Origin of the sequence: Pseudaquabacterium pictum (genome assembly GCF_005403045.1) — a bacterium.
Taxonomy (GTDB): domain Bacteria; phylum Pseudomonadota; class Gammaproteobacteria; order Burkholderiales; family Burkholderiaceae_C; genus Pseudaquabacterium; species Pseudaquabacterium pictum.
In genome coordinates this window covers 223,105-238,618 of sequence record NZ_BJCL01000007.1, presented here as the reverse complement: position 1 = coordinate 238,618, position 15,514 = coordinate 223,105, and the positions used below count along the sequence as shown (strand labels likewise).

Here is a 15,514-nt window from a genome sequence, read left to right as displayed (position 1 = left end):
GGCCATGCTGAAGTTCCTGCTCGTGCTGCTGGTGGTGGGCATCGGCGTGTGGAGCCTGGTGACGCGCCTGCGCGGCCCGCGCCGGGATCGCACTGCCGACGCGCCCAAGCCCGCCGAGACCACGCCGGTGGTGATGGCGGAGTGCGCCCATTGCGGCCTGCACCTGCCGGCGGCCGATGCCGTGCCCGAGGGCTCGCGCCTGTACTGCAGCGATGCCCACCGCCGGCTGGGCCCGGCCCGCGTGCCGCCGGAATGAGCGTTCCGGGCAACCGCCGGAAGGCCGACCGGCGCCGCGCCGACCGGCGCCGGCCGCCGGTCTCCAGCAGCGAGGACGGCTGGCTCAGCGCCTGGGGCGACCCGGCCCAGGGCGGCGCGGCGGTGCGACCGGGCGACTCGTCGCTGCTGGAGCACGATCCCGAGGCGCCCAGCGACAGCCACTTCATCGCCCGCGAGGCCAAGCGCCTGGTGTCCACCGAGGGCGCGGCGCTGCCGCGCATCCTGCGCACCTACGTGGCGGCGCGGGCGGCGCTGTCGCTGGCCCTGGTGCTGGCGCCGTTCGTGGCCGCGCTGGGTGGCGGCAAGCCGCCGGTGCTGGTGATCCTGCTGTGCCTGGGCTATGCCAGCCAGGCGGTGTCGCTGTGGCTGCTGCATGGCAGCCGCGATGACGGCGTGCCGTCCGACCAGCTGCTGCCGCGCCAGTGGCTGTGGACCATCGGTGTCGACCTGGTCGCTTTCTCGGCCTTGCGCATCCTGGAGCCGCAGGCGCCGCTGAACTACACCGCGCTGCTGGTGCTGCCGGTGCTGATGTCGGGCGTGCTCACCCACCGCAAGGTGGCGCTGGCCACGGCGGCAGGGCTGTCGCTGCTGCTGATGCTGGGGGTCTGGCCGCTGGCCGTGGACGGCGGCGACGTGCTGCTGCTGCTGTCGCAGGCCGGCCTGGCCGGCGCCGGCCTGTTCCTGATCGCGCTGCTGGCCAGCGAGCTGTCGCAGCGCCTGGCGCGCGAGGAGCGCTCGGCCCGCAGCAGCCTGGAGATGGCCCGCCAGCAGACGCTGCTGAACCGCCTGGTGATTGAGGAGATGGCCGATGGCGTGCTGGTGGTCGACCGCCGCGGCCGGGTGCGCGCCATCAATCCGGCGGCGCGGCAACTGCTGGGGCCGGCCGGCCTGCTGATGGCCGTGCCGATGCCGCTGGCCGACGAGCCCGGCCTGCGGCCGCTGCAACAGGCGCTGGAGCAGGCCTATGCCGAGGGCAGCTGGCCGGCCAGCGCGCGTGAGCTGCCGCTCAGCCTGGCCGATGGCCAGAGCCGCACGCTGCAGGTGCGGGCGCGCTTCACCCGGCGCAGCGGCATCGGCGCCGACGACACGCCCCCCGAGGACATCTGCGTGCTGTTCCTGGAAGACATGCGCACGGTGCAGGCCCGCGCCCGCAACGACAAGCTGGCCGCGATGGGCCGGGTGTCGGCCGGCATCGCGCATGAGATCCGCAACCCGCTGGCCGCCATCGCCCAGGCCAACGCCCTGCTGCTGGAGGACGAGCTGCCGCCGCAGCAGCGGCGGCTCTCGCAGATCGTGGCCGACAACGTCGACCGGCTCAAGCGCATCGTCGACGATGTGCTGGCGGTGGCGCCCGGTGCGCCCACGCCGGTGGTGGTGATCGATGCCACATCCGAGGTGGCCAACGTGTGCGCCGACTGGCGCCGCAGCGCCCTGCCGGAGGCCGAGCCCGAGCGGCGCCTGGTGGTCGACCTGCCGCCCAAGCCGATGCCGGTGCGCTTCGACAGCGAGCACCTGCGCCGGGTGCTGGTCAACCTGCTGGACAACGCCAGCCGGCATGCCAGCGACGAGGCCGGTGCCATCCGGCTGCGGCTGGCCAGCGGCCCGGCCATGGGTGCGGTGACGGTGTCGGTGTCCAGCGACGGCATCCCCATCCCGCCCGATGTGGAGCGGCACCTGTTCGAGCCGTTCTTCTCCACCCGCAGCCGGGGCAGCGGGCTCGGCCTGTATATTTGCCGAGAGCTGTGCGAGCGCCATGGCGCCAGCATGGATTTCAGCCTGTCGCCGCCCGGTGCCCGGCACCGCAACGTGTTCAACGTGGTGATGCGCGAACCCGCCACCGGCGCTGCCGCCAGCCCCCCGACCGGACCCCGCGCCCGATGAGTGCCAACTACAGCCTGCTGGTGGTCGACGACGAGCCCGACCTGCGCACGCTCTACGAGCTGAGCTTGCTGCGCGAGGGTTATGACGTCGACAGCGCCGGCTCGGTGGCCGAGGCCTGGGCGCGGCTGGGCGAGCGCGGCTACAGCGCGGTGATCACCGACATGCGGCTGCCCGACGGCAACGGGATCGACCTGCTGCGTCGGCTGGAGGCCGCCGGCCGGCCGGAGAAGACCATCGTCATCACCGCCTACGGCTCGGCCGAGAACGCGGTGGAGGCGCTGAAGGCCGGCGCCTTCGACTACCTGACCAAGCCGGTCGACCTGCGGCAGTTCCGCACCGTGGTGGCCTCGGCGTTGGGGCGGCCGGTGGCCGAGGCCGCGGCCCCGCGGTCGCCCGCGTCCGGCGGGCGGTCGGGCGGCACACGGCCAGCGGCCACGCCGCCGCCGGTGGCCGAGCCGTTGCTTCCCGCCATGGCGGCCTTGCATCCGGCGTTGCAGCGCCTGGCCGGTGAGTCGCCTGCCATGCAGCAGGTGCGCACGCTGATCGAGCGGGTGGCGCGCGGCATGGCGCCGGTGATGGTGCAGGGCGAGTCCGGCACCGGCAAGGAGCTGGTGGCGCGGGCGCTGCACGAGGTCAGCCCGCGGGCGGCCCAGCCCTTCGTCGCGGTGAACTGCGGCGCCATCCCCGAGCAACTGCTGGAGGCCGAGTTCTTCGGCTACCGCAAGGGCGCCTTCACCGGTGCGGTGGAAGACCGCCCCGGCTTCTTCCAGGCCGCCCAGGGCGGCACGCTGTTCCTCGACGAGATCGGCGACCTGCCGCTGGCCATGCAGAGCAAGCTGCTGCGGGCGATCCAGGAGCGCTCGGTGCGGCAGATCGGCGCCACGGCAGAGCTGCCGGTCAATGTGCGCATCGTCAGCGCCACCCACAAGGACCTGGCAGCCGAGGTGCAGGAGGGCCGCTTCCGCCAGGACCTGTATTACCGCCTCAATGTCATCCAGGTGCGCATGCCGCCGCTGCGCGAGCGCAGCGGCGACCTGCCGCTGATCTGCGACGCGGTGCTGGCGCGCATCGCCCGCGATGCCGGTGTGTCACCACCGCCGCGGCTGAGCGCCGAGGCACTGGCCCTGCTGGCACACCATGCCTTCCCCGGCAATGTGCGTGAGCTCGAGAACCTGCTGCACCGGGCGGTCACCCTGTCGGGCGATGAGCTGATCCAGGCGGCCGACCTGGGCCTGGGCGAGGACGGCGGCGCCGACAGCGACTGGCAGGCCGTCGAGGCCGCGGCCGCCGCGGCGCCGCCGCCGGCCGTGCCGGCAGGCGCCGTGCCGCTGCCCGGCGACCTGGTGGCCCACCTGGATGCGGTGGAGCGCGACATCATCATCCGCGCTCTGGAGCAGCACCGCTTCAACCGCACGGCGGCTGGCAGCAGCCTGGGCCTGTCGCTGCGGCAGATGCGCTACCGCATGGCCCGCCTGGGCATCCAGGTGGCCGAGCACGGGCCGGAATGAACGGTCCGGTGGCAGCACGGCCACGTTGGCAGCGCGGCTGGTGGACCGGTGCGCAGGCGCTGCGCTCGCCCAACCACGGGCTGCGGCCGGCAGGCGCGGTGGTCGACCTGGTGGTGCTGCATTCGATCAGCCTGCCGCCCGGCGTGTTCGGCGGCGACCACATCGCCCAGCTGTTCACCAACCGGCTCGACTGGTCGGCCCATCCGTACTTCGAGACCATCCGCGGCCTGCAGGTCTCGGCCCATTTCCTGGTGCGGCGCGGTGGCCAGGTGCAGCAGTTCGTGTCCACCGACCGGCGGGCCTGGCATGCCGGCGTGTCGGCCTGGCAGGGCCGGCCCAACTGCAACGACTACAGCGTGGGCATCGAGCTGGAAGGCCTGGAGGGTGGCGGCTTCGAGGCCGCGCAGTACCAGGCCCTGGTGCCGCTGCTGCAGGCCCTGGCACGCCGCCATCCGCTGCAGGCCATCACCGGCCATGAGCATGTGGCGCCCGGCCGCAAGCACGATCCCGGGCCCGGCTTCGACTGGGCTGCCCTGCAGGCCCTGCCGGGCTACCCGCCGGGGCTGCGGCTGGGGCACTGAGCCGACGCCCGGGCGGTGCACAAGCTGTCCACAGCGCATCCACAGGCTTTGCGGGTAAGCACGCTACCGGTAGTGCTTGAAGGGGCCTGAAGCGCTAGATATAGTGCCTCATCGTGCTATTCTTCAGCCCCTGACCTGACGCGCTGCCGTGCTGTGCAGCGCGCCCCGCCCCAGGGCACCACACCCCCCGTTGTCATGCGGCCAGGCCCCGCCCCTTACCCGGGCGATGGCCTCGGGCGCCAGGGGGCGTGGCCAGACTGGCGCGTCGCTCTTCGAACCGATCACCGGGCGGCCCCCGCCGCCAGCCACACAGAGGGAACCCCATGCAGACCATCGTCACCACCAGCCCCACCGCCGTGATCCCGCCCCGCCTGCCGCAGCAGGCCGGAGCCACCAGCTCGGCGTACGCCGGCTACCAGATCATCCGGCGCAATGGCTCGGTGGTGTCGTTCGAGCCCAACAAGATCGCCGTGGCGCTGATGAAGGCCTTCCTGGCGGTGCATGGCACCCAGGGTGCCGCCTCGGCCAGCGTGCGCGAGACGGTGGACGCGCTGACCGAGAGCGTGGTGCGCGCCCTGCTGCGCAGCCGCCCAGGCGGTGGCACCTTCCACATCGAGGATGTGCAGGACCAGGTCGAGCTGGGCCTGATGCGCGGCAGCCACCATGAAGTGGCCCGCGCCTATGTGCTGTACCGCGAGCGCCGCACCCAGGAGCGTGCCCGCCAGGGCCAGGTGGCCACGCCGCAGGAGCCGGCGCTGCATGTCACCGACCAGGGCCAGCGTGTGCCGCTGGACCTGGCGGCCCTGTCGGCCCTGATCGAGTCCGCCTGCGAAGGCCTGGGCGCCGATGTGCGGCCCGACCCCATCCTGCAGGAAACCCGCCGCAACCTGTACGACGGCGTGCCCATCGACGAGGTGCACAAGGCCAGCATCCTGGCCGCCCGCACCCTGATCGAGAAGGACCCGGCCTACACCCGCGCCACCGCGCGTCTGCTGCTGCACACCATCCGCAAGGAGATCCTCGGCGAAGAAGTCACCCAGGCGCAGATGGCGGAGCGCTATGCCGAGTACTTCCCCCAGTTCATCAAGCGCGGCGTGCAGGCCGAGTTGCTCGACCCGAAGCTGCAGCAGTTCGACCTGGCCCGCCTGGGCGCGGCGCTGAAGGCCGAGCGCGACTTCCAGTTCGACTACCTGGGCCTGCAGACCCTGTTCGACCGCTACTTCCTGCACATCGACGAGCGCCGCATCGAGATGCCGCAGGCCTTCTTCATGCGGGTGGCCATGGGCCTGTCCCTGAACGAGATCGACCGCGAGGCGCGGGCCATCGAGTTCTACGACGTGCTGTCCAGCTTCGACTTCATGAGCAGCACGCCCACGCTGTTCAACGCCGGCTCGCTGCGCAGCCAGCTCTCCAGCTGCTACCTGACCACGGTGGCCGACGACCTGGACGGCATCTACGAGGCGCTGAAGGAGAACGCGCTGTTGAGCAAGTTCGCCGGCGGCCTGGGCAACGACTGGACCCGCGTGCGGGCGCTGGGCAGCTACATCAAGGGCACCAACGGCAAGAGCCAGGGCGTGGTGCCGTTCCTGAAGGTGGTCAACGACACCGCGGTGGCGGTCAACCAGGGCGGCAAGCGCAAGGGCGCGGTCTGCGCCTACCTGGAGACCTGGCACCTGGACATCGAGGAGTTCCTGGAGCTGCGCAAGAACACCGGCGACGACCGCCGGCGCACCCATGACATGAACACCGCCAACTGGATCCCCGACCTGTTCATGCGCCGGGTGCTCGAGGGTGGCCAGTGGACGCTGTTCAGCCCCAGCACCTGCCCCGACCTGCACGACAAGTTCGGTGCCGACTTCGAGCGCGCCTATGTCGCCTACGAAGAGAAGGCCGACCGCGGCGAGCTGAAGTTGCACAAGCGCATCCCCGCCAAGGACCTGTGGCGCAAGATGCTGACCATGCTGTTCGAGACCGGCCACCCCTGGGTGACCTTCAAGGACGCCTGCAACGTGCGCAGCCCGCAGCAGCATGTGGGCGTGGTGCACAGCAGCAACCTGTGCACCGAGATCACGCTGAACACCAGCGACACCGAGATCGCGGTGTGCAACCTGGGCTCGGTCAACCTGGCGCAGCACCTGCTGGACGGCCAGATCGACCAGGCCAAGCTGAAGAAGACGGTGCGCACGGCCATGCGCATGCTCGACAACGTCATCGACATCAACTACTACGCGGTGAAGAAGGCGCGCGACAGCAACCTGCGCCACCGTCCGGTGGGCCTGGGCATCATGGGCTTCCAGGATGCGCTGTACCAGCTGCGCGTGCCCTACGCCAGCCAGGCGGCGGTGGACTTCGCCGACCGCAGCATGGAGGCCGTCTGCTACCACGCCTACTGGGCCAGCACCGAGCTGGCCGAGGAGCGTGGCCGCTACAGCAGCTACCGCGGCAGCCTGTGGGACCGCGGCATCCTGCCGATCGACAGCCTGGACCTGCTGGCCGAGGCCCGCGGCGGCTACGTCGAGGTGGACCGCAGCGTCACGCTGGAGTGGGATGCCCTGCGTGCCCGCATCGCCGAGCACGGCATGCGCAACAGCAACTGCGTGGCCATCGCCCCCACCGCCACCATCAGCAACATCATCGGTGTGGACGCCTCCATCGAGCCCTGCTTCGGCAACCTGTCGGTCAAGAGCAACCTGTCGGGTGAGTTCACCGTGGTCAACGAGTACCTGGTGCGTGACCTGAAGCGTCTGGGCCTGTGGGACGACGTGATGGTGATGGACCTCAAGCACTTCGACGGCAGCCTGCGCCGCATCGACCGCGTGCCGGAAGACATCAAGGCCCTGTACGCCACCGCCTTCGAGGTCGATGCCCAGTGGCTGGTGGAGGCCGCGGCACGGCGCCAGAAGTGGATCGACCAGGCCCAGAGCCTGAACATCTACATGGCCGGCGCCTCGGGCAAGAAGCTCGACGACATCTACAAGCTGGCCTGGCTGCGTGGCCTGAAGACCACCTACTACCTGCGCACCATGGGCGCCACGGCGGCCGAGAAGTCGACCGTCAGTGCTGGCGCCATGAATGCCGTCTCCAGTGGCGCGGCGGTTGGTGGTGGGCTGTCCGCCATCGATGCCGCGGCCCAGCAGGCCCAACACGCAATCGACGCGACTCCGGCCAGCGACATCAAGTTCTGTTCGATCGACAACCCGGACTGCGAAGCCTGCCAGTGAGGCCTGCCGCACCAAGCACAACCAGACACGATGCAAGGCCACCACAACACGGCCGCTGAACTGTCAAGAAGTGCTTGGTGTTTTGATCGCAACACTCTGATAATTCAAACCATAGGAAGCACACACATGCTGGTCTGGGAAGACGACGTCAAGCTCCCCTCGACGACACCACCGAAGCCTTCAGCGCCGCAAGCCGGAACCCCCGCGCGGCAGGTGTCTCCGTCACCGCTCACCCAACTGCAAAGCGCCGTGCCCGCCACGGCGATCGCGCCGGCCCTGGTGGCTGCTGCGGCATCCAAGCTGCTGGCCGAACCGGTGCAACCGGTGGTGGCGGCCCGGCGCGTCAACGTGGCCGAGAAGCGCATCATCAACGGCCAGACGGACGTGAACCAGCTGGTGCCGTTCAAGTACAAGTGGGCGTGGGAGAAGTACCTCGCCACCTGTGCCAACCACTGGATGCCGCAGGAGATCAACATGTCGCGCGACATCGCGACATGGAAGGATCCGAACGGCCTGACCGACGACGAGCGCCGCATCATCAAGCGCAACCTCGGCTTCTTCGTCACGGCCGACAGCCTGGCCGCCAACAACATCGTGCTGGGCACCTACCGGCACATCACGGCGCCCGAATGCCGCCAGTTCCTGTTGCGCCAGGCCTTCGAGGAGGCCATCCACACCCACGCCTACCAGTACATCGTCGAGAGCCTGGGCCTGGACGAGAGCGAGATCTTCAACGCCTACAACGAGGTGCCGTCGATCCGCGACAAGGACCAGTTCCTGATCCCGTTCATCAACGTGATCATGGACCCACAGTTCAAGACCGGCACGCCCGAGGCTGACCAGACTCTGCTGCGCAGCCTGATCGTCTTCGCATGCCTGATGGAAGGCATGTTCTTCTATGTCGGCTTCACGCAGATCCTGGCGATGGGCCGCCAGAACAAGATGACCGGTGCTGCCGAGCAGTACCAGTACATCCTGCGCGACGAGTCCATGCACTGCAACTTCGGCATCGACCTGATCAACCAGATCAAGCTCGAGAACCCGCTGCTGTGGACCGCGGCCTTCAAGGACGAGATCCGGGCGTTGTTCCTGAAGGCGGTGGAGCTGGAGTACCGCTATGCCGAGGACACCATGCCGCGTGGCGTGCTGGGCCTCAATGCCTCGATGTTCAAGGGCTACCTGCGCTACATCGCCAACCGGCGTGCCACGCAGATCGGCCTGGAGGCGCTCTTCCCGAACGAGGAAAACCCGTTCCCCTGGATGAGCGAAATGATCGACCTGAAGAAGGAGCGCAACTTCTTTGAAACCCGCGTCATCGAGTACCAGACCGGTGGCGCACTGAGCTGGGACTGAGCGGCCGGCACGCAGGTGCCTGTTGAACTTTCCAGCAGCAGATCAAGATCATCACGGGTGTGATGGCCGCCAAGCGAAGCGGCCAGACATCCGGTTCCCCCGTTCACCAAGGGGGCCCCAACGGTCTGCAATGACCGCCAAGCCTTCTCGATGAATCACCCAGCCGCCAAAGCGGCGGGTGTGTCTTGTCACTTGATCAAGGAGATTCTCATGGCAACTGCGAAGAAGGCGGCTCCGGCTGCGAAGCCCGCAACCAAGAAGGCGGCCGCACCTGCGAAGAAGGCTGCGCCGGCTAAGAAGGCCGCGCCGGCCAAGAAGGCTGCGCCCGCTAAGAAGGCGGCACCGGCGAAGAAGGCGGCTCCCGCCAAGAAGGCTGCACCTGCGAAGAAGGCGGCTCCCGCCAAGAAGGCTGCACCCTCGAAGAAGGCCGCACCAGCCAAGAAGGCTGCCGCTCCGGCCAAGAAGGCTGCCGCGCCTGCGAAGAAAGCTGCGGCCAAGAAGGCTGCACCAGCAAAGAAGGCTGCCGCCAAGAAGGCACCTGCAAAGAAGGCCGCGGCGAAGAAGGCACCTGCTTCCCCGCCTGCGCCTGCGCCTGCGGCGCCAGCAGCGAAGACAGCGCTCAGCCCAGCGGCAGCTTGGCCGTTCCCCACCGGGAACAAACCCTAACGTTCACGACAGCTCCTGAACCCCAAAAGCCCGGCCTATGCCGGGCTTTTCCATTTGCCATCAGTATCAATTGCCTGCAATTTCGCGAGTAGATCGCGCTGAAAGTGCTGATGACGATTCAATGCGTTGAGTGCCGCTTCGGCGGCCGAGGTGGCTAGCTCAGACTCATTGCACGCAATGGCAATCTGTTTGATTCTTGCGTGCACATAGGCTAGATCATCGTCATCCTTCACGGATGAAAGCCCATGCTTCGCCTCCTTTGCCAATTCCAGGCCAAGGTCTGGCTTTCCAATATTTATTTGGCACCATGCTTGATCAACTAGAATTAGAGGCCGAAGCCTCTCCGGTACTTTGCCAATCTCAATGGGTTCGAATGCTTTGATTCCATCTTCGAATCGACGGTCAATCGTGGCGATTAAACCATTCAACATGCGGGCCAAGAAGTCTAGTCCTCTGTGTCCTATCGCGAAGTCGTAAACATGTGACGATGAGGCCTCTAGCGTCACACGTTTCGTTTCCTTCTCTGCATCACCTCCAAAGGTGTCCACTAGCCGTGTGTTTGAAGCACGAATAGATGCCATATTATGCAGAGTGGCGCTAACGGTAGCGTCATCCCCTTCTGCGGCAGCATTTAGTCGCGCCCTTTCGTACCAAGGTCTAGATTGTTCGAAGTCGCCGGCGATATGGAAGGCGGTAGCCAAGACTAATGATGCCCTAGCTATTGCCTGATGATCACCATACTTGGCAGTGGCAAAGGTTTCATGAAGATGTTTAGCCATTTCGTCATATCGGCACGAATTAAACTCTAGGTGTGCCATCCAAGCGGCGCAACTGGGAAAGGCCGAATTGTTGCGCAGCGCAATTGCCAGGCCGTATGCTCTCCGGATACGGTCATATGCTTCGGGAATTTCGGCTTTGAAGTAGTGCAAGACACCTTCCGCAAGCATCAACCATGATGCGATATCGAAGTGGAGATCCTTTCCAAACTGTGCGCGAACTACTTTAATCGCGGTAATTGCCTCTTCGGTTTTGCCGTGGCCTGCAAAGTGTGAGGCTGCCCTGCAAACTGCCATTGCCCAGACAACTGGATCGCGCGCCTTGCCAGCTTGCGCATTCAGATTGTTCAGAAGTCTGGAGTCCATTGCACTTACCCTCGCAGCACCGCTATTGCTGCTTTATATCCATTTGACGTGTTTGTGACAACATCCGAGGGAAGTTCCGGCGCGGGCGCCCTCTTGTCCCAGGCCCTTCCAGCAATCCGCACACCCTCCAGCCAATCCCGCAGGAACTGCTTGTCGTAGCTTGGCGGATTGGTGCCTTCGCGGTAGGTGTCCAAAGGCCAGAAGCGGGATGAATCTGGCGTGAGGATCTCGTCCATCAGTGTCAGCGTGCCGTCTGCATCCAGGCCGAATTCGAACTTGGTGTCGGCGATGATGATGCCGCGGGTCAGCGCGTAAGCTGCCGCCTCCTTGTAGAGCTGAACCGCCGTGCTGCGCACCCGTTGCGCCATGTCCGCACCGATCAGGCTGCTCATCTGGTCGAAGCTGATGTTCTCGTCATGCGCACCCATTTCAGCCTTGGTGGCCGGGGTGAAGATGGGTTCGGGCAGTCGGCTGGCGTTCTGCAGGCCGGGCGGCAACTGCACGCCGCACACCTGGCCGTTCTGCTGGTACTCCTTCCAGCCCGATCCGGCCAGGTAGCCGCGCACCACCGCCTCCACAGGCAGCGGCTTCAGCCGCTTCACCAGCATCGACCGGCCCGCCACCTGCGCCACTTCGTCCGGCGCCACCACGCTCTCGGGCGCCTCGCCGGTCAGGTGGTTGGGCACCACATGCTGCAGCCGATCAAACCAGAACAGCGCCATCTGCGTCAGCAGCGCGCCCTTGCCGGGGATGGGCTGGCCCATCACCACGTCGAAGGCCGAGATGCGGTCGGAGGCCACCATCAGGATGCGGTCGTCGCCCACCGCATAGTTGTCGCGCACCTTGCCGCGCGCCAGCAGGGGCAGGGAGTGCAGGCTGGTTTCGAAGACTGTGCTGGGGCTGCTCATGCGGTGTCCGGGCTGGGGTTTGGAAGGGGGTCTATTGTGCCCACCGGGGGTGGTGGGCTGCCTGCACGCAGGCAGCAAAACGGCCCGGGTGCGCAGGGCAGCTGGGCCGTTGGACCATCGGCCGCAGGCCGGTGGCCTGCGGCATCGCGGTGAATCAGTTCACCAGTTGTGCCAGTTCGCCATTGGCATAGCGCTGGGCCACCTGGGTCAGGGCCATCGGCTTGATCTTGCTGCCCTGGCCCGCGCAGCCGAACTCCACATAGCGCTGCTGGCAGATCTTCTTGGCGGCTTCGCGGGCGGGCTTGAGCCACTCGCGGGCGTCGAACTTGTCGGGGTTCTCGGCCAGGAACTTGCGCACCGCGCCTGTCATCGCCAGCCGGATGTCGGTGTCGATGTTGATCTTGCGCACGCCGTGCTTGATGGCTTCCTGGATCTCCTCGACCGGCACGCCGTAGGTCTCCTTCATCTTGCCGCCGTACTGGTTGATGATGGCCAGCAGGTCATGCGGCACCGACGACGAGCCGTGCATCACCAGGTGGGTGTTGGGGATGCGCTTGTGGATCTCCTTCACCCGGCTGATGGCCAGGATGTCGCCGGTGGGCTTGCGGCTGAACTTGTAGGCGCCGTGGCTGGTGCCGATGGCGATCGCCAGCGCGTCCAGCTGGGTGGCCTTGACGAACACCGCGGCTTCTTCCGGGTCGGTCAGCATCTGGCTGTGGTCCAGCTTGCCTTCGGCGCCGATGCCGTCTTCCTCGCCGGCATCGCCGGTCTCCAGGTTGCCCAGGCAACCCAGTTCACCTTCGACGGTGACGCCCACCTTGTGCGCCATGTCCACCACCTTGCGGGTGACCTCGACGTTGTAGTCGAAGCTGGCCGGCGTCTTGCCGTCCTCGCGCAGGCTGCCATCCATCATCACCGAGCCGAAGCCCAGGTCGATCGCGCCCTGGCAGATGGCCGGCGTCTGGCCATGGTCCTGGTGCATCACCAGCGGGATGTGCGGATAGGCTTCCACCGCGGCCTGGATCAGGTGCTTGATGAAGGCCTCGCCGGCGTACTTGCGGGCGCCGGCGCTGGCCTGCAGGATCACCGGTGCATCCACTTCGGCGGCGGCCATCATCACCGCCTGCACCTGCTCCAGGTTGTTGACGTTGAAGGCGGGGATGCCGTAGCCGTGTTCGGCGGCGTGGTCCAGCAGCTGGCGCATTGAAACGAGTGGCATGGTCGGTCCTGGGGAGGTGGAGAAAGCCTGGCCGCAGGGCGTGAAACCCCGCTGTAACTGCGGAGATTGTATCGATCCACCCCCCGCCGCCATGCGCTGGCGGGCCTGCGTGCTGGGGGTGCGGCACCGCACTGCGCCACCAGCGCGCGACGGACTTCACGCCGGAACTGGCCGCCCCGGCGCCCGCTTTTCGACGGCATGCCGGCGCCGCGGCCCTGAATACTGGCGTGGCGGCCACCGTGCCGCGCTGGAGGAACCACCGATGCCCGCCCGCCCCATGCCGTTGAGCGACGCCACCGCCTGGATCACCGAGGCCGCCCTGCGCTGGCCCACGCAGCTGCGCATGCAGGTGGCCGATCGCCTGGGCATCAGCCCGGCCGGCGCCGGCCGCCTGCTGCAGCGCCTGGTGGCGCTGCAGTGGCTGCACCGCGGCGGCACGCTGCGCCGCCCGGTCTACACGCCGGGTGCCATGCGCCAGGTGGTGCGCCGCTACCCGTTGGCCGGCCTGCACGAGGACACGCCCTGGGTGCAGGACTTCCTGCCGTTCTTCACGCTGCCCGACCATGTGGCCCAGCTGGCGCAGCATGCCTTCACCGAGCTGCTGAACAACGCCATCGAGCACAGCGGCGGCACCAGCGTCACGGTGTCGATGCGGCAGACACCGCTGCAGCTGCAGCTGCTGGTCAGCGACGACGGCCGCGGCATCTTCGACGCCATCGGCGCCACCTACCAGATCACCGATCCGGGTCAGGCGATGCTGGAGCTGGCCAAGGGCAAGCTCAGCACCAAGCCCGACGCGCACAACGGCCGCGGCCTGTTCTTCACCGCCCGGCTGGCCGACATCATCGACCTGCATGCCAACGCCCAGGCCTTCCAGCAGCGCGACTGGCAGCGCGAGCAGTGGCACCGCACCCGCCCGGCCTGCCGCCAGGGCAGTGCGGTCTACGTGGCCTTCAGCCTGGACACCGAGCGCCGGCTCGACGACGTGCTGCGCCGCTACAGCCTGGACGGCCAGGGCTATGGCTTCGACCGCACCGTGGTGCCGCTGCAGCTGGTCACCGGCCCGCAGCTGGCGCTGGCCTCGCGCGCCCAGGCCCGACGCGTGGCGCTGCGCCTGCAGCGCTTCCGCCGGGTGGAGCTGGATTTCGACGGCCTGGCCGAGGTGGGCCATGGCTTTGCCGACGAGCTGCTGCGCGTCTTCCGCCACCAGTATCCCGAGGTGGACCTGGTGCCGGTGAACATGTCGCCGCAAGTGGCGGCGCTGGTGGGCAGCGTGCAGGCGGGCGACGCGGCCTGACGGGTGCTCAAGGTACCCGGCAGACCTTCAGCATGTTGGTGCCGCCGGGGTAGCCCATCGGCTCGCCGCAGGTGATGGCGTAGGTGTCGCCCGGGCGCAGCACGCCACGCTGCACCAGCACCTGCTCGGCCTCGGTCAGGGCGGTGTCGCGGTCGGTGTGGGCGGTCATCAGCAGCGGGCGCACATTGCGGTAGAGCGCCATGCGGGCCTGCGAGCCCGGCTTGCTGGTGATGCCGAAGATCGGCACATGGATGTTGTGCCGGCTCATCCACAGCGCGGTGCTGCCTGATTCGGTCAGCGCGACGATGGCCTTGCAGCCCAGGTGGTAGGCGGTGAACAGCGCGCCCATGGCGATCGACTGGTCGATGCGGCCGAACACCCGGTCGGTGAAGTTGGCATCCAGCCGCACATCCTCGGCGCGCTCGGCCTCCAGCGCGATCAGCGCCATCTGCTCCACCGTCTCCACCGGGTACTTGCCGGCGGCGGTCTCGGCGCTGAGCATCACCGCATCGGTCCCGTCCAGCACCGCGTTGGCCACGTCGCTCACCTCGGCCCGCGTGGGCACCGGGTTGACGATCATGCTTTCCATCATCTGCGTGGCGGTGATGGTGATCTTGTCCATCTCGCGCGCCATGCGGATCATCTTCTTCTGCAGCGCCGGCACGGCGGCGTTGCCCACCTCCACCGCCAGATCACCCCGCGCGACCATGATGCCGTCGGACGCGCGCAGGATGTTCTCCAGCTGCGGGATGGCCTCGCTGCGCTCGATCTTGGCGATCATGGCCGGCTTGTGGCGCCAGGGCTCGCCGGCCACGTTGGCCAGCTGGCGGGCCATCTCCATGTCGGTGGCGTTCTTCGGGAAGCTGACGGCCAGGTAGTCGCACTGGAAGGCCATCGCGGTCTTGATGTCCTCCATGTCCTTGGCGGTCAGCGCCGGCGCGGTGAGGCCGCCGCCCTGCTTGTTGATGCCCTTGTTGTTGCTGAGCTCGCCGCCCACCTTGACGAGGGTGTGCACCTGCTCGCCGCGCACCGCGTCCACCGTCAGCACGATCAGGCCGTCGTTGAGCAGCAGGGTGTCGCCGGGCTTCACGTCGCGCGGCAGTTCCTTGTAGTCCAGCCCCACGCCGTCCAGCGCGCCCGGCGCCTCGCGCGCCGCGTCCAGCACGAAGGGCGCGCCGTTGACCAGCAGTACCTTGCCGTCGGCGAACTTGCCCACGCGGATCTTGGGACCCTGCAGGTCGGCCATCAGCGCCACCGGCTTGCCCACCTTCTGCGCAATGCTGCGCACCAGGTTGGCCCGGTCGATGTGGTCCTGGGCCTTGCCGTGGCTGAAGTTCAGCCGCACCACGTCGACGCCGGCGCGCAGCAGGCGCTCCAGCACCTCGGGGTCGCTGCTGGCGGGGCCGAGGGTGGCGACGATTTTGGTGGCGCGGGGCATGGGCGGCTCGTTTCGTAACAAAGG

General features: G+C 67.7%; 12 protein-coding genes. 8 read left to right on the top strand and 4 right to left on the bottom strand.

Annotated elements, in window-relative coordinates:
* Positions 1-4: 4 nt before the first annotated feature.
* From FFT10_RS15255 to FFT10_RS15225, 7 genes are all read left to right on the top strand, one after another.
* Positions 5-256, top strand: coding sequence for a PP0621 family protein (locus FFT10_RS15255; protein WP_306446574.1), 252 nt, complete (start codon positions 5-7; stop codon positions 254-256).
* Positions 253-2,157 carry a sensor histidine kinase gene (locus FFT10_RS15250; protein WP_137733705.1) on the top strand — a complete coding sequence of 635 codons (1,905 nt, stop codon included), beginning with the start codon at positions 253-255 and terminating at the stop codon, positions 2,155-2,157. Before FFT10_RS15255 ends, FFT10_RS15250 begins: the two co-directional genes overlap by 4 nt.
* Entirely contained in the window at positions 2,154-3,665 is a 1,512-nt protein-coding gene (locus FFT10_RS15245; RefSeq protein WP_137733704.1) for a sigma-54-dependent transcriptional regulator, read from the top strand. The genes FFT10_RS15250 and FFT10_RS15245 overlap by 4 nt, the downstream gene beginning before the upstream one ends.
* Positions 3,662-4,246, top strand: coding sequence for a 1,6-anhydro-N-acetylmuramyl-L-alanine amidase AmpD (gene ampD / locus FFT10_RS15240; RefSeq protein WP_137733703.1), 585 nt, complete (start codon positions 3,662-3,664; stop codon positions 4,244-4,246). Before FFT10_RS15245 ends, ampD begins: the two co-directional genes overlap by 4 nt.
* 323 nt (positions 4,247-4,569) lie before the next feature.
* Entirely contained in the window at positions 4,570-7,467 is a 2,898-nt protein-coding gene (locus tag FFT10_RS15235; RefSeq protein ID WP_137733702.1) for a ribonucleoside-diphosphate reductase subunit alpha, read from the top strand.
* A 126-nt stretch (positions 7,468-7,593) separates the two neighbouring features.
* Positions 7,594-8,820: a ribonucleotide-diphosphate reductase subunit beta gene (locus tag FFT10_RS15230; protein WP_137733701.1), complete on the top strand. Its 1,227-nt coding sequence runs from the start codon at positions 7,594-7,596 to the stop codon at positions 8,818-8,820.
* Between the two features lie 210 nt (positions 8,821-9,030).
* A complete protein-coding gene (locus tag FFT10_RS15225; RefSeq protein ID WP_137733700.1) occupies positions 9,031-9,486 on the top strand; it encodes a histone in 456 nt (151 codons plus the stop codon).
* Between the two features lie 35 nt (positions 9,487-9,521).
* On the opposite strand, the gene FFT10_RS15220 is transcribed toward FFT10_RS15225, so the two are convergent.
* From FFT10_RS15220 to fba, 3 genes are all read right to left on the bottom strand, one after another.
* The gene (locus FFT10_RS15220; protein WP_137733699.1) at positions 9,522-10,628 is read right to left on the bottom strand and encodes a tetratricopeptide repeat protein; all 1,107 of its coding nucleotides are present in this window, start codon (positions 10,626-10,628) and stop codon (positions 9,522-9,524) included.
* Positions 10,629-10,633: 5 nt separating this feature from the next.
* The gene (locus tag FFT10_RS15215; RefSeq protein ID WP_137733698.1) at positions 10,634-11,536 is read right to left on the bottom strand and encodes a phosphoribosylaminoimidazolesuccinocarboxamide synthase; all 903 of its coding nucleotides are present in this window, start codon (positions 11,534-11,536) and stop codon (positions 10,634-10,636) included.
* Between the two features lie 154 nt (positions 11,537-11,690).
* Positions 11,691-12,755, bottom strand: a complete 1,065-nt coding sequence (gene fba / locus FFT10_RS15210; RefSeq protein ID WP_137733697.1) for a class II fructose-bisphosphate aldolase — start codon at positions 12,753-12,755, stop codon at positions 11,691-11,693.
* Between the two features lie 262 nt (positions 12,756-13,017).
* On the opposite strand from fba, the gene FFT10_RS15205 reads away from it, so the two are divergent.
* The gene (locus FFT10_RS15205) at positions 13,018-14,052 is read left to right on the top strand and encodes an ATP-binding protein (RefSeq protein ID WP_162520811.1); all 1,035 of its coding nucleotides are present in this window, start codon (positions 13,018-13,020) and stop codon (positions 14,050-14,052) included.
* Between the two features lie 7 nt (positions 14,053-14,059).
* Here FFT10_RS15205 and pyk read toward each other — a convergent pair whose 3' ends face one another.
* Positions 14,060-15,490 (bottom strand): pyruvate kinase, encoded by a 1,431-nt coding sequence (pyk, locus tag FFT10_RS15200; protein WP_137733695.1) that lies wholly within the window; start codon positions 15,488-15,490, stop codon positions 14,060-14,062.
* Positions 15,491-15,514: the final 24 nt, after the last annotated feature.